We start from the raw sequence: 19,130 nt of genomic DNA, 5'->3' as shown, positions 1-19,130 counted from the left end.
AAGCCTGGTCCTCCGCCAGGAGGACGACGGTCAGGGCAATCCGGGACGAACCACCCCGAGCTCGTACGCGAGCACGACCGCCTGGGTCCGGTCCCGCGCGCCGATCTTCATCAGGACCCGGCTCACATGCGTCTTCACGGTCGTCTCCCCGAGTCGCAGCGCCGTCGCGATCTCCGCGTTCGTCGCACCGCCGGCCAGTAGCACGAAGACCTCGTTCTCACGCGGGGTCAGGTCGTCGAGGCGGGCCGGGCGGTGCCGGGGTGACCCGGAGGTGGCGAACGTGGCGATCACCCGGCGGGTGACCGCGGGCGTCAGCAGCGCGTCCCCGGCGGCGACCACGCGTACGGCCTCGACCAGCTCCTCGGGCGTGCCGTTCTTGAGCAGGAACCCGCTGGCGCCGGCCTGCAGTGCGGCGAACAGGTAGTCGTCGCGGTCGAACGTGGTGAGGATCAGGACCGCGGGGCCGTTCTGCTCGGTGATCGCCCGGGTCGCGGTCAGACCGTCCATCCCGGGCATCTCGACGTCCATGAGGATGACGTCGGGCTGGAGCCGCCGGGCCAGGTCGACGGCCTGGTGCCCGTCGGAGGCCTCGCCCACGACCTCGATGTCGTCCTCGATCTCGAGGATGACCCGGAAACCGGTGCGGACCATCCGGTGGTCGTCGGCGAGCAGCACCCGGATCATCGGGCGTCCCCCGCGAGCTCGGTCCGGGCGATCGGCAGCCGGGCACGGACCCGGAAGCCACCGCCGGTGCGCCGGCCGCTCTCCAGCGTGCCGTCGTGCACGGCGACCCGTTCCCGCATCCCGATCAGCCCCATGCCCGTTCCGGTGCCCTGGCCGGCCGGTCCGGTCCCGTCGTCGGCGACGTCGACCTCCAGTTCCCCGGCGAGGTAGCGGACGCGGATGTCGACGGTGGTCGCGGACGCGTGCTTCAGGGTGTTGGTCACCGCTTCCTGCGCGATCCGGTACGCCGCCTGGGACACCGAATCGGGCACCGGGGCGGGGTCGCCGTACACCGCGTACCGGGCTTCGAGGCCGGCGCCGCGGACCCGGTCGGCCAGGCCTGCCATCCGGTCCAGGCCGGCCGCCGGGATGTTCTCGTCCGGCGGGCTGTCGGGGGAGCGCAGGGCGCCGAGCATGCGGCGCAGCTCGTCCACGGCGGTCCGGGCACCGTCCTCGACCGCCGACAACGCGGTGCGGGCCCGGTCCGGGTCCCGGTCCAGCACCCGACGGCAGGCCGACGCCTGGATGCCCATGACCGAGACGTGGTGGGCCACCACGTCATGCAGGTCACGGGCGATCCGGAGGCGTTCCTCGGCGACCGCCCGCCGCCCGGCCAGTTCCTGCGCGGCGAGGAGTTCTGCCGCCTGGACCTCGAGCTGGTGCTGACGGCGGGTGGAGTGCCAGATGGCCTCACCGAGCAGGTAGGCGAACCCGAACACCACCACATTCGCGGCGAGGGTGTGGATCAGCGTGGCGAGCAGCGGCGGCAGCTCACCCGAGGCGCCCTGGGGCTGATCGTCGATCAGGTGGTGCGAGATCGCCCAGGCGATGCCCAGCCACGAGAACATCGCCCCGATGATGACGAACCGGATGAGCTGGGACCGGCGGTGCTGCCGCCCCCACGCACCCAGCGTGTAGATCATCGCCAGCATGGCCCACGCGGTGACCTGCTGTTCCTGCACGCCACGCACCTGGGACCCGATGAACAGCGCCGCCATGATCAGCGCGACGGCGTCCGGCCACCGTCTGCGCACGCCCAACGGCAGGGTGAGCGCCAGCACCCAGACGACCTGTTCACCCGGGCCCGGCAGGTCTTCCGCGGCCAGGAGGCCGGCACTGCGGGCGAGGAACAGATTGAGTACGGCGAAAGCAGCCACCGCCACCCCGAGCGCCACGTCCCGGCGTTGTTGCCGGCGGGTGGGCCCGGGGCGCTGCCACCGCTCGTCCACAGATCGCATGGCTCGACGATCGCACGACGGCTGCCTCAGGTCAGGCCCGGGCCCGCGGGCTGGACGGCCGGGGCCGGCGGCGGATAGGCGTGCAGGATCCAGGTCTGCTGTCCCAGGGCGAACAGGTTCTGCGTCACCCAGTAGATGATCACGCCGAGCGGGAAGATCAGGCCGGAGATCAGCAGTGAGAACGGGATGCCGTACAGCATCAGGCGCTGGATCATGCGCTGCTGCGGGTCCTGCGCCCAGCCGGTCCGCAGGATCATCTGCCGGCTCGTCAGCCAGGTCGTCACGACCATGACGGCGATCAGCACCAGCGTCACCGCGCGCACGGTGCCGGCCTGGGCGCCGAGGACCTGCAACTGGGCCGCGCCCGAGCGGAACGTCGCCGCGATCGGGGCACCGAACAGCTCGGCGTGGGCGGCACTGTCGAACTGACCCAGCGTCCAGCCGTACAGGGTCCGGGCGTGTTCGCTGGTGATGCTCGGGCGCAGGTGGCGCAGCACGTGGAACAGGCCGATGAACACCGGGACCTGCACGAGCATCGGGATCAGGCTGGTGATCGGGTTGACGTTCTCCGAGCGGTAGAGCTCCATCGTCTCGCGCTGCAGAGCGGCCGGATCGCCGCGGTGCTTCTCCTGCAGCGCCTTCATGCGCGGTTGCAGCGCCTGCATGGCGCGCTGCGAACGGACCTGCTTGACCACGACCGGGAACAGCAGCACCCGGACGGTCAGCACCAGGAAGATGATGCCCAGCACCCAGGACCAGGAGGTGCCGAACGCGGTCGCCTCGCCCAGGAGCCGGTCCCAGGCGGCGTGCCAGAAGAGCAGGACGGCCGAGATGGCCGAGTAGACAAGCCCCATCAGTGAGCTCATGCGGATTTCCTTCGCGGATCGGACTGCGTGACGACAGGGACGGGTCATCAGCGGCCGGACTCAGCGATGGTGCAGCGGAGAGGTGCTCAGGCGGCCGCGAGGGCGCCTGTCGGTCCTCTCGGCCGGGTGCGGCCCGCGGCATCCGGGTCGCGGTGGCGGGGAACCCGGGTACGAGCGGCCCGCGCGTGCAGGCCGGCACCGGGAACCACGGCTTCCGTGGCGGTGGTCCGTCGCCCGGTGAGCGTCGCGGCGGCCAGCACAGCCATGAGCAGCACCGCACCGACAGCCCCGGTGCCCAGGAAGAGATCAGCGGAGTTCGCCCCGGTCAGCAGACCGACCAGGTGCCAGAACGCGGCGGACCAGAGCACACCGGAACTGTAACGCCTCAGCGCTATCGGCTCCGAACCGGATTTTTGTCTCGGTCCGCCTGCCGCGCCTCTTCGGCGGCCGGGGACAGGACGGTCAGCTGCGCCGCACCGGTCAGCCAGCTGACCGCGATCACCAGCACGACCCGTTCCAGGTACGCCCCGAGTGTTCCGCGTCCCACCAGCAGCATGGTCAGGGCCAGCGCGGCCCCGGACGGGACGATGAGGGCGGCGGACGCCGCGGCCAGCCGTCGCTGCGCCGGCCGGAATTCCGGTGACCAGGCGATCAGGGCCATCGCACCGGCGAGCAGGACCAGGCCGGCGACGGCGGCGGCGGAGTGCACGACGTCCGCCACGGTGGTCGGCTCGAACGGGGGCAGGGCGCACGTGGTGGCGCAGGGCACCACCGCGGAACCCGCCGCGAACACCGCGGCCGCTCCCAGCACCGGTGCGACCCGGCCGCTGAGATGCCGCAGAGCCCCGCCGAGCAGCGCAACCCCGCAGGCCAGGGCGATCAGTCCCCAGCGGTACGGGCTCGCGAGCGGCATCCCGGTGACCCCGGCCTCGCTGACGTAACCGGCCAGCCAGGAACCCGGCGCGGCGACCAGCCCGGCGAGCATCGTGACCGCACCGGCCGGGACCAGGAGCAGGGCGGCCACCGCGGCGAGCCGCCGAGTTCCCGGGGCGTTGGTCGGCTCAGGCATGGTCCCCACGCTAACCGGCGCCGTGACCTACGACGGCGGCCCGTGGTCGAATGATCGGATGAGCCGGACAGTGGTGATCACGGGAGCGAGCTCCGGCATCGGGCTCGCCGCGGCGGTCGCGATGGCGCGCGACGGTGACGAGGTCGTCCTGCTCGGTCGCGACCCCGGGCGGCTCCGGGCCGCGGTGGACCAGGTGCGCACGGCCGCCGGGCGCACCCCGGCCGCGTACCGGGCGGATTTCGCCGTGCTGGACGAGGTGCGCGAGGCCGGCCGCCGGGTGTCCGCCGAGCACGAGCGGATCCATGTGCTGGTCAACAACGCGGGCCGGCTCGCCCCCGCCGGCCGCCGCACCGTGGACGGGTTCGACCTGAGCCTGCAGACCAACCACCTGGGCGGGTTCCTGCTGGCGAACATGCTCACCGACCGGCTCCGGGCGGCGGCGACGGCGGACGAGCCCGCGCGCGTCGTCACCACCGGCTCCCTGGCCGAGGCCTGGGGCACGCTCGACGTCGCCCGCCCGGGCCGCCGGCAGTTCAGCCGGTGGCTGGCCTACGGGGCCGGGAAACAGGCGAATCTGCTGTTCACCGTCGAGGCGGCGCGGCGCTGGAGTCCGTACGGGATCGTGCCGACCTGTTTCTTCCCGGGTCTGATCCGCAGCGGTTTCGGTCTGAGCAGTCCGCTCTTCGCCCTGGGCCGGGTCCTGCCGATGGTGTTCCGCACCGCGGAGCAGGGGGCCGAGACGCTCCGCTGGCTCGCCGATGATCCGGCGGCGCTGGTGCCGGGCGGCTATTTCGCGTGGCGGCGGCCGTTCGCCGCGACCGGACGGTCGACGGATCCGGAGCGGGCCCGGCGGCTCTGGGACGCGAGTCTCGACGCGGTGGGCCTGTCCTAGGGGTGGGTCGTCGTCGGGATGTCGGCGTCGTCCTCGGGCGTGATGGTGCCGCCGAGCTCCAGGATGTGCCGGTGCGCCGCGGCCAGGCGGTCCTCCAGCGTGACGATGCGGCAGGCCGCGGCCAGCAGGGTGCCCTCGTCGAGCAGCTGGCGGACCCGGGCGGCCAGCTGGAGCTGGTGGCGGGAATACCGGCGGTGACCGCCGCCGGAGCGTTCCGGCTCGATCAGCCCGGCGGTGCCCAGGCTGCGCAGGAACGCGGGCGTCACGCCGATCATGCTCGCCGCCCGGCCCATGGTGTACGCCGGCCGGTCCGCGGACATGGTCCAGGGCCCCGGCGGGTAACCGGGGCCCTGGCTGTTCAATTCTGGTGCCGACCGCCGTCGGCTCGGTCATTCCGCCTGCGTGCCGCTAACGGATGGCCTGGGTGATGGGCATCGGCTGCGATCACCTCTCGTCGGGTCGGGGACGGTGCGATGACGCGTTGCTGCGGTATCTCGTCCTCCTTAACCAACACAGGTTCTGTACTGCTTGCCTGTCGGCGGTGCGTCGCCGACTCCCATGATGTTAGGCCGGTCACAGGCCGATTTCTAGAGTCGCCGCTGTAGATTTTTTGGACTATTCGGGCTCGTCGATGGAACTCACTCCAGCGCAATTAACCCTGTGCATTGACGGCCGTAACACAGCGGGTAGATCCTCATCGCACGGCAGTGGCCAAGGTCACCGCTGACCCTCGGTCTAGGGAGCCTTCATGAGTGCTGACCCTGTCCCCAGTACCGACGAAGAGCGCCTCGCGGAGCTCGGCTATGAGCAGGAACTACATCGCCGGCTGTCCGGGTTCTCGAACTTCGCGGTCTCCTTCTCCATCATCTCCGTCCTGGCCGGCGCCATCACGTCGTACGGGATCGCCATGACCGCCGGCGGACCGATCGCCATCACCCTCGGGTGGCTGTTCGTCGGTGTCATGGTCACTTTTGTCGCGCTCGCCATGGCGGAGGTCTGCTCCGCATACCCCACCGCGGGCGCGCTCTACTGGTGGGCCGCCGCGCTCGCCAAACGCAACAAGGCCGCCTGGGCGTGGTTCGTGGGGTGGTTCAACTTCCTCGGCGAGGTCGCGGTCACCGCCGCCATCGACTTCGGCGCCGCGATCACCACCGCCGCGTTCCTCAGCCTGAGCTTCGACATGGAGGTCACCACCGGGCGGACCTTCCTGATCTTCCTGGTCATCATCGTCGCGCACGGGCTGCTCAACACGTTCGGCGTGAACCTGGTCCGGATGCTCTCCGACGTGAGCGCGTGGTGGCACCTGATCGGGGTCGCGGTCATCGTCGGGGTGCTCGCCATCGTCCCCGACAGCCACAAGCCGATCTCGGAGGTCTTCTTCGAGGTCCGCAACGAGACCGGGTTCACCTTCGCGGGTGCGGGCGCTTACGCCGTACTCATCGGACTGTTGATGGCGCAGTACACCTACACCGGGTACGACGCCTCCGCGCACGTCGCCGAGGAGACCCACGACGCGGCGCGGGCGGCACCACGCGGCATCGTGATGTCCGTCGTGGTCTCGGTCATCGCCGGGTTCGTGCTGCTGGTCTCCATCACCTGGGCGATCCAGGACTACGACGCCCAGCGGACCACCGAGCTCGGCCTGCCGCCGGCCCAGATCTTCATCGACGCGGTCGGGCACGACCTCGGGACGGCTCTGCTGCTCATCTGCATGGTCGCCCAGTGGTTCTGCGGGATGGCCTCGGTCACGGCCAATTCCCGGATGGCGTACGCGTTCGCGCGCGACGGTGCGCTGCCCGGCTCGCGGCTGTGGAAGCAGGTCAACCCGCGCACGGGTACGCCCACCAACTCGATCTGGCTGTGTGTGACCATCAGCACTCTGCTGGTCCTGCCGTCGCTGTGGAACACGACCGCGTACCTCGCGGCGACGTCGATCGCGGTCATCGGCCTCTACATCGCGTACGTCGGCCCGGTGCTGCTGCGCCGGCTCAGCTCCGACTTCCAGCCCGGCCCGTGGAACCTCGGGAAGTGGAGCGCGCCGATCGGCTGGATCGCGATCGCCTGGGTGGTGCTCATCTGCGTGCTGTTCGTGCTGCCCACGGCCAGTCCGATCACCGCGGGCACGTTCAACTACACGATCGTGGCCGTGGCGGTCGTCGTCGGCGCCGCGACCGTCTGGTGGTTCGTCAGCGCCCGCAAGTGGTTCACCGGGCCGAAGCAGAACCTGATCGAAAAAGCCGCGCACGGCGAGCAGACCCTGCCTGCCCCACCGGAGTGATCTTTCGTCGCGGGGGCCGGGCGTTTCGCCCGGCCCCCGAAATCTGTCGGACCCCTGCGATAGGACTTCTCCATGGAACTCGAGGACCTCGACGTAGCCGTCGACAACGGCAGCATCGACACCGTCCTGCTCGCGCTCACCGACATGCAGGGCCGCTTGCAGGGCAAACGCCTGCACAGCCGCTACTTCATGGACGAGGTGGTCTCCGGTGGCAGTGAGGGCTGCAACTACCTGCTCGCCGTCGACGTCGACATGAACACCGTCGACGGCTACGCGATGTCGTCGTGGAACAGCGGTTACGGCGACTTCGTCATGAAGCCCGACTTCAGCACCCTGCGACCGGTCCCGTGGCAACCCGGCACGGCCATGGTCCTCGCCGACCTCGAGACCACGGACGGTCAGGCGGTCTACGCCTCGCCCCGGCAGATCCTGCGGCGCCAGCTCGATCGCCTCGCCGCGCACGGGCTCACCGCGTACGCGGGCACCGAACTTGAATTCGTCCTCTACAAGGACAGCTACGAGCAGGCGTGGGAGAAGAACTACCGCGACCTCACGCCGGCCAACCAGTACAACGTGGATTATTCGCTGCTCGGCACCGCCCGGGTCGAGCCGCTGCTGCGCCGCATCCGCAACGAGATGGCCGGCGCCGGGCTGGTGCCCGAGAGCGCCAAGGGCGAGTGCAACCTCGGCCAGCACGAGATCGCGTTCCGCTATGCCGACGCGCTCACCGCCGCGGACAACCACGTCGTCTACAAGAACGGCGCCAAGGAGATCGCCGCCCAGGAGGGCATGGCGCTGACGTTCATGGCCAAGCCGAACGCACGTGAGGGCAATTCGTGCCACATCCACTTCTCGCTGCGCGACGCCGACGGCCGTTCGGCGATGCTCGGTGACGGGCCCGCCCACCTGTCGGAGATCGGTCAGCAGGTGCTTGCCGGGCTGCTCGCCACGATGCGCGAGTTCAGCCTGCTGTTCGCCCCGAACATCAACTCCTACAAGCGCTATCAGCACGGGTCCTTCGCGCCGACCGCGCTGCGCTGGGGGGTCGACAACCGGACCTGCTCGCTGCGCATCGCCGGCCACGGCCAGGGCATGCGGGTGGAGAACCGGGTGCCCGGCGGCGACGTGAATCCCTACCTGGCCATCGCGGCGCTGATCGCGGGGGCGCTGCACGGGATCGAGAACGGTCTGTCGCTGGAGGAGGAGTTCCGGGGCAACGCGTATGACGACAGATCGGCGCCACGGGTCCCCACCACCCTGCGGGAGGCGCATGACCTGTGGGAGGTCGGGCCGGTCGCCGCGGCGGCGTTCGGTGCCGAGGTGGTGTCGCACTACGCGAACATGGCGAAGATCGAGTTGTCCGCCTTCGACGCCGCGGTCACCGACTGGGAATTGCGTCGCGGCTTCGAACGGCTGTGACGGCTCGGCGTGTGATGATCATCGGGGAGGTGGATCGTGGACAGCTTTGACGTGATCAATCCCGCGGACGCGACGGTGCTGCAGGCCGTACCCATGAACGGGACGGCCGAGACCGACGCCGCGATCGAGCGGGCGCAGCAGGCGTTCCTCTCCTGGCGGCAGGTCGCCCCGGGGGACCGGGCGAGGTTGCTGCGCCGCTTCGCAGCCGTGGTCGACGACCACCTCGAGGAGCTCGCCCAGCTGGAGGTGCGCAACGCCGGGCACACGATCGGCAACGCACGCTGGGAGGCGGGCAATGTCCGCGACGTCCTCGACTACTACGCCGCGGCGCCGGAACGGTTGACCGGCCGGCAGATCCCGGTGGCCGGCGGCCTCGACGTGACGTTCCACGAACCGCTCGGCGTCGTCGGCATCATCGTCCCCTGGAATTTCCCGATGCCGATCGCCGGCTGGGGATTCGCGCCCGCGCTCGCCGCCGGCAACACCGTCGTGCTCAAACCGGCCGAGCTGACGCCGCTCACCGCGCTCCGGCTCGGCGAGCTGGCCCTGGCGGCCGGGCTGCCGGAGCACGTGTTCACCGTCCTGCCCGGCCGCGGCGACGTGGTCGGGCAGCGGTTCGTCACCCACCCCGCGGTGCGCAAGGTGTGCTTCACCGGCTCCACCCGGGTCGGTAAATCCATCATGGCGGGCGCCGCCGACCAGGTGAAACGGGTGACACTCGAGCTGGGCGGCAAGAACGCCAACATCGTCTTCGCCGACGCCGACCTCGAGAAGGCCGCCGCGAGCGCCCCCGGCGGCGTCTTCGACAACGCCGGACAGGACTGCTGCGCCCGGTCCCGGTTGCTCGTCCAGGACTCCGTGTACGACAAGTTCCTCGCGTTGCTGGAGCCCGCCGTCACGTCCTTCCGCGTGCAGGATCCCGGGCTCGAGACCGCCGAGATGGGTCCGCTGATCTCGGCGGCGCACCGGGACAGGGTCGCGTCGTACACCACCGAGGCCGACGTGGCGTTCACCGGCGCGGCCCCCGGCGGCGACGGCTGGTGGTTCCCGCCCACGGTGCTGCTCGCGAAATCCACCAGCGACCGGCACTGGCGCGAGGAAGTCTTCGGGCCGGTGCTGTCGGTGCTGCCCTTCCGCGACGAGGCCGAGGCGATCGCCCTGGCCAACGACACCGAGTACGGCCTGTCCGGCTCCCTCTGGACCCGGGACCTGGGCCGGGCGTTGCGGGTGTCCCGCGGCGTCGACGCCGGCAACCTCAGCGTCAACTCGCACTCGTCGGTGCGCTACTGGACCCCGTTCGGCGGCATGAAACAGTCCGGGATCGGGCGCGAACTCGGCCCCGACGCGGTGCTGGGCTTCACCGACGTCAAGAACGTATTCATCTCAACCGAAAGCTGAGAGGGCCGGCTGTGGAGCGTTTGCAGGATCGGGTCGCGGTCATCACCGGGGCCGGGAGTGGCATCGGGCTGGCCACCGCCCGCCGGTTCGCGGCGGAAGGCGCCAAGGTCGTCTGCGTCGACATCTCGGAGGATGCCGGCAAAGCGATCGCCGACGAGGTGGGCGGCGAGTTCATCGTCTGCGACGTCAGCGACGAAGACTCGGTGAAAGCCCTGTTCGACGGCGTCGCCGAACGCCACGGCCGGGTCGACATCGCCTTCAACAACGCCGGCATCTCCCCACCCGACGACGACTCGATCCTGGTCACCGGCCTGGACGCCTGGGAACGGGTGCTCAAGGTCAACACGACCAGCGTCTTCTTCTGCTGCAAATACGCGATCCCGCACATGCAGCGCCAGGGCAAGGGCTCGATCATCAACACCGCGTCCTTCGTGGCCCTGCTCGGCGCGGCGACCTCCCAGATCGCATACACCGCGAGCAAGGGCGGAGTGCTGGCCATGACGAGGGAGTTGGGCGTCCAGTTCGCCCGCGAAGGCATCCGCATCAATGCCCTCTGCCCCGGCCCGGTCGCCACCCCGCTGCTGATGGACCTCTTCGCCAAAGACCCCGAACGAGCCGCCCGTCGCCTCGTCCACGTGCCGATGGGCCGCTTCGCCGAGCCGTCCGAGATCGCGGCGGCCGTAGCGTTCCTGGCCAGCGACGACGCGTCCTTCATGACAGCCTCCCAGTTCGTCGTCGACGGCGGCATCACCGGGGCGTACGTGACCCCGCTCTGACCGTGACCCGCGCTGACCGTGACTTCACACGGCTGTGGGAAGAATCTCGATTGTTTGTTTAGGACGATCAAGCGGCGGGCACCCGAAGTGAACGCTCCCCATAAAGGAGCGAAGGGGTCGAATCCTCGCCGACGCAAGCTTCGATCGCTGCGCAGGTGGGCAGCAAGGACCCGGGCGCGGCGTCAGCCCTGCAAAGGGCGGCGCCGCGCGCCCGTGTCGGTCTGGCGCCCGTGTCGGTCTGGCGCCCGTGTCGGTCTGGCGCCCGGGCCCGCGTTGGACCCGGCTCCGGGCGAAACCCTGGCGACGGTATACGGAATCGACCACATAACCGACCTCGAGGCCCTCGCGCCTTTGTTCGCTCGGCGCCCGCGTGCTGGCCCTCGCTCATTCCTTCCGGTGTCGCGCGATCCTTTCCTGCCGTTGTCCGGGTCATCGGCGTTGTGGCGTAGCGCGTTCTGGGGGCTTGGGTGCGGCCTCGGCGACGGCCGTGGATGGCTGCGGCGCGATGGGCGTTTTATCGCTGGTGCTTGCCCCCTGCGTAGGGCCCCTGCACAGGTGTATTGCTCGGGGTGGGCTCTGCTTGGCGTCCGGGACCGGGGAGTGGTTGGGCTTGATCTGAAGCGCTGAGTGGTTAGGTTGGGATGATGCGTCCGGTCATCGGTATCACCACCTATGTGGAGCCCGCGACGTGGGGGGTTTGGCATGATCTGCCCACCGCGCTCGTTCCGCAGGACTATGTTGCCGCGGTGACCGCAGCGGGTGGGCGTGCCCTGTTGATCCCGCCCGATGATGTCGATGCCGATGTGCTGGACCTGCTCGACGGGCTGTTGCTGTCGGGCGGCGCTGATCTTGAGCCGGAGCTCTACGGCGCCGAGCCGGGGCCGTTGACGGTCACCCGGCCTGAGCGGGATGCCGCGGAGATGCTTCTTGCCCGGGGTGCGCTGGCCCGGGATCTGCCCGTGCTGGGGGTGTGCCGGGGGATGCAGCTGCTCGTCGTCGCCGCCGGGGGGAGTCTGCACCAGCATCTTCCCGACGTGCTGGGGCATGAGGCACATCGACCGGAACCCGCTGTGTACGGGCGGCAGGAGATCACGTTCGTACCCGGAAGCCGGATCTCCGCCCTCATGGGTGCGGACCGCGAGGTTCGGTGCTATCACCATCAGGGTGTCGCCGATGCCGGGTCTCTGGCGGTCGGCGGCCGGGCCGGGGACGGGCTGGTCGAGGCGGTGGAAGACCCCGCCAAGAGGTTTGTCCTTGGCGTGCAGTGGCACCCTGAGGTGGTCCGGGACAAACGTATCTTCGGCGCTCTGGTGGCAGCCGCGGGGACGAGCGGCACCAACGGGTGAATGGCGTCGCCGCCGGGATTATCGCCGGGGCCGATGGCCTTGACGCCGGGTGAGAGCGACCGAAAGCCGGGATCGCGCTAAGGGTTCGCGATTCGTGGCCGATGTCGGAGATCTGGAGACCGAGGAGGATCGCACCGTATGCGCAGGCCCTTGATCGGACTGACCTCGTACGAGCAGAACGTCCAGTACAACGGCACTGACCTGCTGGCCGGCATGCTCCCCATGTCGTATGTCAAAGCCGTGCACGCGACCGGCGGCCGGGCTGTGCTGATCACGCCCGATGATCCTGGCACCGATGTCATCGAGTCGCTCGACGGCATCGTGTTCGCCGGGGGTGGGGACGTCGACCCGGCCAACTGGGGGGCCGCGCCGCACCCGGCCACGGAGGCGGACGTCGTACGGGATGTCTCCGAGCTGATGCTGATGCGGGCCGCGCTCGACGCCGGTCTCCCGGTGCTCGGAGTGTGCCGGGGTATGCAGCTCATGGCCGTGGCTACCGGTGGCTCGTTGCACCAGCATCTTCCCGACCTTGTCGGCCATGAGCGGCACCGGGCCGCTCCGGGCACCGACCCGCTCGCCGCGGACGCGTCCTCGTTCGGGCGGCATGACGTGGTGCTGCAGGAGGGGTCGGCGGCGCGGTTCCTGCTGGGGGAGCGGTTGACGGTCAACTCGTTCCATCATCAGGCGATCGATGATCCGGGCACGTTCACCGTCAGTGGCTGGTGCCCCGACGACCGGATCGTGGAGATCATCGAGGACCGGGACCGGGAGTTCGCGCTGGGCGTGCAGTGGCACCCGGAGCGCACCGGCGACCTGCGGGTCTTCGCCGCCCTGGCGCAAGCCGCGGCCACCCGGTCCGGCCTGAGCCTCAACCGCACCCAACTGGCCGCGTAAACGCGCGGTCGGGTCAGACGGGGTGGGAGTACTGGAAGGCGAGCCGCTGGTCGGCGTCGGTGACCAGGTCTCGCAGGATGTCGTCCAGCAAGAGAGACGGGGCGCCGCCGAGCTGGGCGGCCACGAGATCTTCGAGGTCGCGTACCCGGACGCCCTTCCAGATCTGGTCGGCGAGGCTGACCAGCAACTCTTCCAGGTCTGCGGACCCGTCCCAGGAGCCGTGGCCGCCGGCGAAACGGGCCAGGTCGGCCGGGACCCCGTACGAGATGAGCAGGTCTCGCCCCGCGGCCTCGTGCCGGCGGCCGGGTCGGGTGAGTTCTTCCGGGTGGATGGTCTTGCCGATGTCGTGGGTGGCCGCGCCGAACAGCGTCGCCGTGGTGTCGAAGTCCAGGTCGGGGCGGGCGCGGCCGAGCCGGTCGGTCAGTGACCAGGCCACGTCGTGGACGGCCCGCAGGTGGGCGCCGAGCCGGGCCGGTGCGTCCAGTGATCGCAGGAGTTCGGCGGCGAGCTCCGGCAGTGGCCGTAGGGACGATTCGGTCAGCGCCTGATCGAGGGCCGAGGTTGTCACGCCGGCAAGAGTAGCTACGGTTACGGGGCGAATCAGGCGGGCGCATCAGGCGGGGCGCATCAGCGCTGGGCGCATCAGGGCGGCGAGGATGGAGGACGCATGGATGACGTTCTGCCCCAGCTGCTCCGGACCGCCTTCGACCGGGGCGGCGAGATGGGCCGCCGGATGCGTGATCTCGACTGGGCCGCGACCCCGCTGGGTGATCCCGCGGGCTGGCCGGCCGAGCTGGTGCACGTGGTCGCGACGATGCTGGCGTCCCGGGCGCAGATCGTCATCTTCTGGGGGCCGGAATTCTGCACCCTCTACAACGATGCCTACATCCAGACGATGGGCAGCAAGCATCCCGATCATCTCGGCCGTCCGGGCCGCGAGATGTGGACCGAGGCGTGGGATGTGCTGCAGGGGTTCTTCGACCGTGTGGTCGAGGACGACGAGGCGTTCACCGCCGCCGATTTCCCGTTCCGGCTCGAACGTCACGGCTTTGCCGAAGAGACGTATTTCGACCTTTCGTATCAGCCGATCCGGCGTCCGGACGGTACGGCCGGCGGGGTGTTCTGCATCGTCAGTGACACCACCGGGCGGGTCCTGGCCGAGCGCCGCGCGCGGACGGTGAGCCGGCTCGCGTCCGAGCTGGCCGACGCTCCCGACGAGGCCACGCTCGGCGCCCAGGCGGCGCGGGTGCTCGCCGGGAATGCCGCCGATGTGCCGTTCGCAGCGCTCTACCTGGACGATCCCGGCGGCCTCACGCTTGTGGGGTCCTATGGCGAGCCACCGTCGGGGAGCTGGCCGTCGGTGCCGCCGGCGGACGCCCGGGTCCTGCCGGTGGGGCAAGGGACGCTCGTGGCGGGCGTCAGCCGTTTCCTGGCCATGGACGAGAAGTACCAGGACTTCCTAATCCTCGCCGCCGCGCAGATCTCCCGGGCGGTCACCCACCTGCGGGCGTACGAGCACGAACGCAAGCGGGCCGCGGAGCTGGCCGCGCTCGACGCGGCGAAGACGAACTTCTTCTCGAACGTCAGCCACGAGTTCCGGACTCCGTTGACATTGATCCTCGGCCCGCTGGAGGAACTGCTGGAGAGCGCGGGGCTCACCGCGGACCAGCGGGAACGCCTGGCTCCGATGCAGCGCAACGGGTTGCGCCTGCTGAAGCTGGTCAACACCGTGCTCGACTTCTCCCGCCTGGAGTCCGGGCGGATGCGGGCCGCCTACCGGGCCACCGACCTGGCCGAGTACACCGCGCGGCTGGCGAGCACGTTCCGGCCGGCCGCCGAGCGGGCCGGGTTGTCGCTGGTGGTCCGGTGTCCGCCGCTGTCCGGTCCGGTGCACGTCGACCGGGAGATGTGGGAGAAGATCGTCTTCAACCTGCTGTCCAACGCGGTCAAGTTCACCCCGGCCGGCACGATCACCGTCCGGCTGGGCGAGCGGCATGGCAGCGCGGTGCTCGAGGTCGAGGACACCGGTGTCGGCGTCACCGCCGCCGACCAGGGGTTGCTCTTCGATCGTTTCCACCGGGTCACCGGTTCCTGGTCGCGCAGCCACGAGGGTACGGGCATCGGCCTCGCCCTGGTCCGTGAGCTCGCCGAGCTGCACGCCGGCACGGCCACCGCCACCAGCGAGTCCGGTGCCGGCAGCACGTTCCAGATCACCATCCCGATGGGTACGGCGCATCTGGCCGCCGAACGGATCGTCGAGGAGACCGCCTCCCCGGTCCCCGTCGAGTCCGGGGTGTTCGTGGAGGAAGCGCACTGGTGGCTGGGTGAGAGCGAGCCCGATGCCGCCGGCCCGCTGCCGTCCGGTGGGGTGCGGCCCGCGCGCCGGGGACGGGTGCTGGTCGCCGACGACAACGCCGATCTGCGTGATCACGTGGTGCGGCTGCTCCGGCCGTACTGGGACGTCACGGCCGTGGTGGACGGCCAGGAGGCGCTCGACCGGGCCCGGGCCGAGGATTTCGATCTGGTGCTGACCGACGTCATGATGCCCCGCCTCGACGGGTTCGGCCTGATCAAGGCGTTGCGGGCCGACGAGCGGCTGCGGGAGCTGCCGATCCTGGTCCTGTCCGCCCGGGCCGGCGAGGAGTCCTCGGTCGAGGGTCTCGACGCGGGCGCCGATGACTACCTGATCAAGCCGTTCTCGGCGCGGGACCTGACCGCCCGGGTCCGGGTCAACCTGGAGCTGGGCCAGCTCCGGCGGCAGGTGATCAGCCGGTTGCGTGGGCTGGTCGACGCGGCCGCGGCGGTCAACACCGTGCGCACCACCGCCGAGGTGCTCGATGTCGCCGCCCGGCACGTCCGGGCGATGACCGGCGCGGGCCGGGTCGTGGTGACCGCGCCGGGGGCCCGGGCCGAGGTGGACGGTGGCGCGGCGGTCGCGGCGAAGCCGGGCGCGGTGCTGGCCCTGCCGGACACGTCCGGGGCGGCGCTGGGCGAGCTGAGCGTGTGGTCCGGCGAGTCCGGGCCGCCCGAGCCGGTGGTGCTGACCCAGCTGGCCCGGCTGATCGGGCTGCGGCTGGAGAACGCCCGGCTGTACGAGGCCGAGCACCGGATCGCGACCACGTTGCAGCACAGCATGTTGCCGCAGTCGCTGCCGAAGGTGCCCGGCGCGATCGTCGCGAGCCGTTACCTGCCGGGCAGCGGCGAGGCCGAGGTCGGCGGCGACTGGTACGACGTCATCGTCGTACCGGGTGATCAGCTGTTCCTGGTCATCGGCGACGTGGTGGGCAAGGGTGTGCAGGCCGCGGCCGTCATGGGGCAGCTGCGCAACGCGCTCCGCGCGTACATCCTGGAGGGTTTCGACTGCGGTGCTGCCCTGAGCCGCCTCAACCGGCTGGTCGACAACCTGGGCCGGCGGCAGTTCGCGACCGTCGTCTGTGTGCGTTTCGATCCGCGCACGCAGGAGCTGCACTATTCCTCGGCGGGTCATCCGCCGCCGGTGATCGCCGGTCCGGGTGAGGAGGGCGAGTTCCTCTACACCTCCGCGCTCGGGCCGCCGATCGGGGCGCTGGGCAATACGGAGTATCCGACCCTGCGGACCACGCTCACCCCGGGCCGCCGGCTGCTGCTGTACACCGATGGCCTGGTGGAGGACCGCCGGCAGGGCATCGACACCGGCCTCGCCGAGGTCCGTACCGATATCGCCGAGCCCGCCGACCATGTCGAGGATCTCTTGGACAACCTGCTCGGCAAGGCCGCCCAGCGGCCCCGCCGCGACGACATCGCGCTGCTGGCGCTGCAGGCCACCGAACCGCGGGAGTTCGTGCTGCGCCTGCCCGCCGACCCGACCCGGCTCAGTGTGCTGCGCCGCCGGCTCGAGGACTTCCTCACCGGCAACGACGTGCCGGAGAACGACATCTTCGACGTGATGGTGGCGGTGTCGGAGGCGGCGGCCAACGCCATCGAGCATCCGATCGACCCGGCCGAGCCGGTGATCTGCGTGGAGGTGTCGCTGGACGACGCCGCGATCACCGCGACGGTCCGTGACACCGGCCGGTGGCGACCGGCGACCGGGCCGGGTTTCCGGGGGCGCGGCCTGGAGCTGATCGGCGCGCTCTCCGAGCTGTCGGTGGACCGGTCGGAAGCGGGCACCTCGGTGACGCTGCGCAGGCTGATCAGCCGGGATTGAGCCAGGGCTGGGTGGTCAGCCCTGAGATGTCGAGCACACGGTGCACCTGGGGGGAGGGGACGACCTCCGGCGGCAAGAATCGACGCAAGCTCGGCTGAGGCGCCCGGGCCACCGGCGATAGGCTGGGGACATGACCGTTCGTGCCCCGCTGACCCCGGGAAAGTCCTCGCCATGGCGGGCGGTGCCGCCGCAGATCCCCCGCCCCGAGTACGTCGGCAAGAAGCGCCCGAAAGAGTGGCGCGGCTCGCACGTGCAGACGCCGGAGACGATCGAGAAGATGCGGGTCGCCGGCCGGCTCGCGGCGCAGGCCACCCAGCTCGCCGGTGAGCACTGCAAGCCGGGTGTCACCACGGACGAGATCGACCGGGTGGTGCACGAGTTCCTGGTCGACAACCACGCCTACCCGTCGACGCTGGGTTACAAGGGCTTCCCCAAGTCCAGCTGCACCTCGCTCAACGAGGTCATCTGCCACGGCATCCCGGACTCGACGGTGCTCGAGGACGGCGACATCATCAACGTCGACGTCACCGCGTTCATCGACGGCGTGCACGGCGACACCGACGCGACGTTCCTGGTCGGCGACGTCGCCGAGGAGAACAGGCTGCTCGTCGAGCGGACCCACGAGGCGATGATGCGGGGCATCCGGGCGGTGGCGCCGGGCCGGCCGATCAACGCGATCGGCCGGGTCATCGAGGCGTACGCCCGCCGGTTCGGCTACGGCGTGGTCCGCGACTTCACCGGCCACGGCATCGGCGAGACGTTCCACAGCGGGTTGTACATCCCGCACTACGACAACCCGCGGCTCGACGCGGTGATGGAAGAAGGCATGACCTTCACCATCGAACCGATGATCACCCTCGGCACCCATGAGTACGAGATGTGGGGCGACGGGTGGACGGTGGTCACCCGGGACCGGAAATGGACGGCCCAGTTCGAGCACACCCTGGTGGTGACCGAGGACGGGTACGAGATCCTGACCCTCCCGTGACGGCCGGCTACGCCGTGGAGCCCCACCACCACGCGGACGTCTCCGGTGGCTGGTTGCGCGCGGCCACCTTCGGCGCGATGGACGGGCTGGTCACCAACATCGCCCTGATCGCGGGCGTCGGGGGTGGCGGGGTGAGCCGGCACACCCTGATCCTCACCGGGGTGGCCGGGCTGGTCGCCGGCGCGATCTCGATGGGCATCGGCGAGTGGACCAGCGTCCGGACGCAGAACGACCAGGTCGCCGCCGAGCTCGCCAAGGAGCTGCGCGAGCTGCGGCTCAACCCGGACGGCGAGGCGGCCGAGCTGGTGGCGATGTGGACCGCCCGGGGGCTGCCCGAGGACCTGGCCCGGCAGGTCGCCGAGGTGCTCAAGCACCACCCGGAGCAGGCGCTGCGGGTGCACGCCCAGGAGGAGCTCGGCGTCGTCCCGGACGAGCTGCCCAGCCCGTGGACGGCCGCCTCGTCGTCGTTCGTGTGCTTCTCGGCCGGGGCAGTGATCCCGCTGCTCACGTACCTGCTGGGCTTCGATTCGCTGTGGCTGGCGCTGGCCGTCGGCGGCATCGGCCTGTTCACCGCCGGGGTGATCGTGGCCCGGTTCACCCGGCAGAGCTGGTGGCGCAGCGGCCTGCGGCAACTCCTGCTGGGCGCCGCCGCGGCCGCGGCGACCTACGGCATCGGCCTGCTCCTCACCGGTTAGTCCAGGAGCGCGCTCAGCGGGCCGTCGACCGGGCGGCCGCGGGCGGACAGTTCCGCGGCCTGGCTTCTCAGCACCGCGCCGAGCTCGGTCATGTCCGCGCCGGCCAGTCCGGTGCGTTTCACCGCGTCGGCCCGGCCGCGGAAGTACGTGCGGTCGAGCAGGCCCGCGACCAGCGCGGCGTGCAGCCGGGCCTCGGCCATCAGGACCAGCGCGGCGCCGGTCTCGTACCACTCGGCCAGCCGCCCGGCCCGGGTGTGCGCGGCCGACGCCAGGCACCAGTTGCGCCGGGCCGGGCCGCTGAATTCGGCGGGCCGGGCGGCGGCGAGTTTCGCCTGGTGGGCGTCGCGCTGGGTGGCGAACAC

General features: G+C 70.6%; 18 protein-coding genes. 10 read left to right on the top strand and 8 right to left on the bottom strand.

Going from position 1 to position 19,130, the window contains the following annotated elements; all coding sequences use genetic code 11:
- Window positions 1–30: 30 nt before the first annotated feature.
- From ACIA6A_RS03665 to ACIA6A_RS03645, 5 genes are all read right to left on the bottom strand, one after another.
- Window positions 31–684 (bottom strand): response regulator, encoded by a 654-nt coding sequence (locus ACIA6A_RS03665; protein WP_396095829.1) that lies wholly within the window; start codon window positions 682–684, stop codon window positions 31–33.
- Complete coding sequence (locus ACIA6A_RS03660) at window positions 681–1,961, bottom strand: sensor histidine kinase (protein WP_396095828.1); 1,281 nt, start codon at window positions 1,959–1,961, stop codon at window positions 681–683. Before ACIA6A_RS03660 ends, ACIA6A_RS03665 begins: the two co-directional genes overlap by 4 nt.
- A gap of 26 nt (window positions 1,962–1,987) precedes the next feature.
- Window positions 1,988–2,827 carry a membrane protein insertase YidC gene (gene yidC / locus ACIA6A_RS03655; protein ID WP_396095827.1) on the bottom strand — a complete coding sequence of 280 codons (840 nt, stop codon included), beginning with the start codon at window positions 2,825–2,827 and terminating at the stop codon, window positions 1,988–1,990.
- Window positions 2,828–2,913: 86 nt separating this feature from the next.
- The gene (locus ACIA6A_RS03650) at window positions 2,914–3,195 is read right to left on the bottom strand and encodes a DUF6412 domain-containing protein (protein ID WP_396095826.1); all 282 of its coding nucleotides are present in this window, start codon (window positions 3,193–3,195) and stop codon (window positions 2,914–2,916) included.
- A 23-nt stretch (window positions 3,196–3,218) separates the two neighbouring features.
- Entirely contained in the window at window positions 3,219–3,896 is a 678-nt protein-coding gene (locus ACIA6A_RS03645; protein WP_396095825.1) for a DUF998 domain-containing protein, read from the bottom strand.
- Between the two features lie 70 nt (window positions 3,897–3,966).
- Between ACIA6A_RS03645 and ACIA6A_RS03640 the strand changes: the two genes are divergently transcribed.
- The gene (locus tag ACIA6A_RS03640) at window positions 3,967–4,788 is read left to right on the top strand and encodes an SDR family NAD(P)-dependent oxidoreductase (protein ID WP_396096438.1); all 822 of its coding nucleotides are present in this window, start codon (window positions 3,967–3,969) and stop codon (window positions 4,786–4,788) included.
- On the opposite strand, the gene ACIA6A_RS03635 is transcribed toward ACIA6A_RS03640, so the two are convergent.
- Window positions 4,785–5,108, bottom strand: a complete 324-nt coding sequence (locus ACIA6A_RS03635; protein WP_396095824.1) for a MerR family transcriptional regulator — start codon at window positions 5,106–5,108, stop codon at window positions 4,785–4,787. The two genes, ACIA6A_RS03640 and ACIA6A_RS03635, sit on opposite strands and share 4 nt — an antisense overlap.
- 428 nt (window positions 5,109–5,536) lie before the next feature.
- Here ACIA6A_RS03635 and ACIA6A_RS03630 point away from each other — a divergent pair, with 428 nt between their 5' ends.
- The 6 genes from ACIA6A_RS03630 (at window position 5,537) to ACIA6A_RS03605 (ending at window position 12,899) form a co-directional block, all read left to right on the top strand.
- Complete coding sequence (locus ACIA6A_RS03630; protein WP_396095823.1) at window positions 5,537–7,066, top strand: amino acid permease; 1,530 nt, start codon at window positions 5,537–5,539, stop codon at window positions 7,064–7,066.
- 72 nt (window positions 7,067–7,138) lie between these two features.
- Window positions 7,139–8,485 (top strand): glutamine synthetase family protein, encoded by a 1,347-nt coding sequence (locus ACIA6A_RS03625; RefSeq protein WP_396095822.1) that lies wholly within the window; start codon window positions 7,139–7,141, stop codon window positions 8,483–8,485.
- A 36-nt stretch (window positions 8,486–8,521) separates the two neighbouring features.
- The gene (locus ACIA6A_RS03620) at window positions 8,522–9,883 is read left to right on the top strand and encodes an aldehyde dehydrogenase family protein (protein WP_396095821.1); all 1,362 of its coding nucleotides are present in this window, start codon (window positions 8,522–8,524) and stop codon (window positions 9,881–9,883) included.
- A gap of 11 nt (window positions 9,884–9,894) precedes the next feature.
- Window positions 9,895–10,659: a 3-oxoacyl-ACP reductase gene (locus ACIA6A_RS03615; RefSeq protein ID WP_396095820.1), complete on the top strand. Its 765-nt coding sequence runs from the start codon at window positions 9,895–9,897 to the stop codon at window positions 10,657–10,659.
- Between the two features lie 644 nt (window positions 10,660–11,303).
- Window positions 11,304–12,005 (top strand): gamma-glutamyl-gamma-aminobutyrate hydrolase family protein, encoded by a 702-nt coding sequence (locus ACIA6A_RS03610; RefSeq protein ID WP_396095819.1) that lies wholly within the window; start codon window positions 11,304–11,306, stop codon window positions 12,003–12,005.
- Between the two features lie 138 nt (window positions 12,006–12,143).
- Entirely contained in the window at window positions 12,144–12,899 is a 756-nt protein-coding gene (locus tag ACIA6A_RS03605; protein ID WP_396095818.1) for a gamma-glutamyl-gamma-aminobutyrate hydrolase family protein, read from the top strand.
- A gap of 13 nt (window positions 12,900–12,912) precedes the next feature.
- Here the strand turns inward: ACIA6A_RS03605 and ACIA6A_RS03600 are convergent, their stop codons facing one another.
- Window positions 12,913–13,467, bottom strand: coding sequence for an HD domain-containing protein (locus tag ACIA6A_RS03600; RefSeq protein ID WP_396095817.1), 555 nt, complete (start codon window positions 13,465–13,467; stop codon window positions 12,913–12,915).
- A 99-nt stretch (window positions 13,468–13,566) separates the two neighbouring features.
- On the opposite strand from ACIA6A_RS03600, the gene ACIA6A_RS03595 reads away from it, so the two are divergent.
- The 3 genes from ACIA6A_RS03595 to ACIA6A_RS03585 all read left to right on the top strand — a co-directional run bounded on the left by ACIA6A_RS03595 (window position 13,567) and on the right by ACIA6A_RS03585 (window position 18,768).
- A complete protein-coding gene (locus ACIA6A_RS03595) occupies window positions 13,567–17,085 on the top strand; it encodes a SpoIIE family protein phosphatase (protein ID WP_396095816.1) in 3,519 nt (1,172 codons plus the stop codon).
- Window positions 17,086–17,215: 130 nt separating this feature from the next.
- Window positions 17,216–18,073 (top strand): type I methionyl aminopeptidase, encoded by an 858-nt coding sequence (gene map / locus ACIA6A_RS03590; RefSeq protein ID WP_396095815.1) that lies wholly within the window; start codon window positions 17,216–17,218, stop codon window positions 18,071–18,073.
- Window positions 18,070–18,768, top strand: a complete 699-nt coding sequence (locus ACIA6A_RS03585) for a VIT1/CCC1 transporter family protein (protein WP_396095814.1) — start codon at window positions 18,070–18,072, stop codon at window positions 18,766–18,768. The genes map and ACIA6A_RS03585 overlap by 4 nt, the downstream gene beginning before the upstream one ends.
- Here the strand turns inward: ACIA6A_RS03585 and ACIA6A_RS03580 are convergent.
- Window positions 18,765–19,130, bottom strand: coding sequence for a hypothetical protein (locus ACIA6A_RS03580; RefSeq protein ID WP_396095813.1), 366 nt, complete (start codon window positions 19,128–19,130; stop codon window positions 18,765–18,767). The two genes, ACIA6A_RS03585 and ACIA6A_RS03580, sit on opposite strands and share 4 nt — an antisense overlap.

It is taken from the genome of Actinoplanes sp. NPDC051494 (assembly GCF_044454705.1).
Classification (GTDB): Bacteria; Actinomycetota; Actinomycetes; order Mycobacteriales; family Micromonosporaceae; genus Actinoplanes.
Note: the sequence above shows the minus strand (reverse complement) of the source record. Positions and strands in the feature narration are given on the sequence as shown.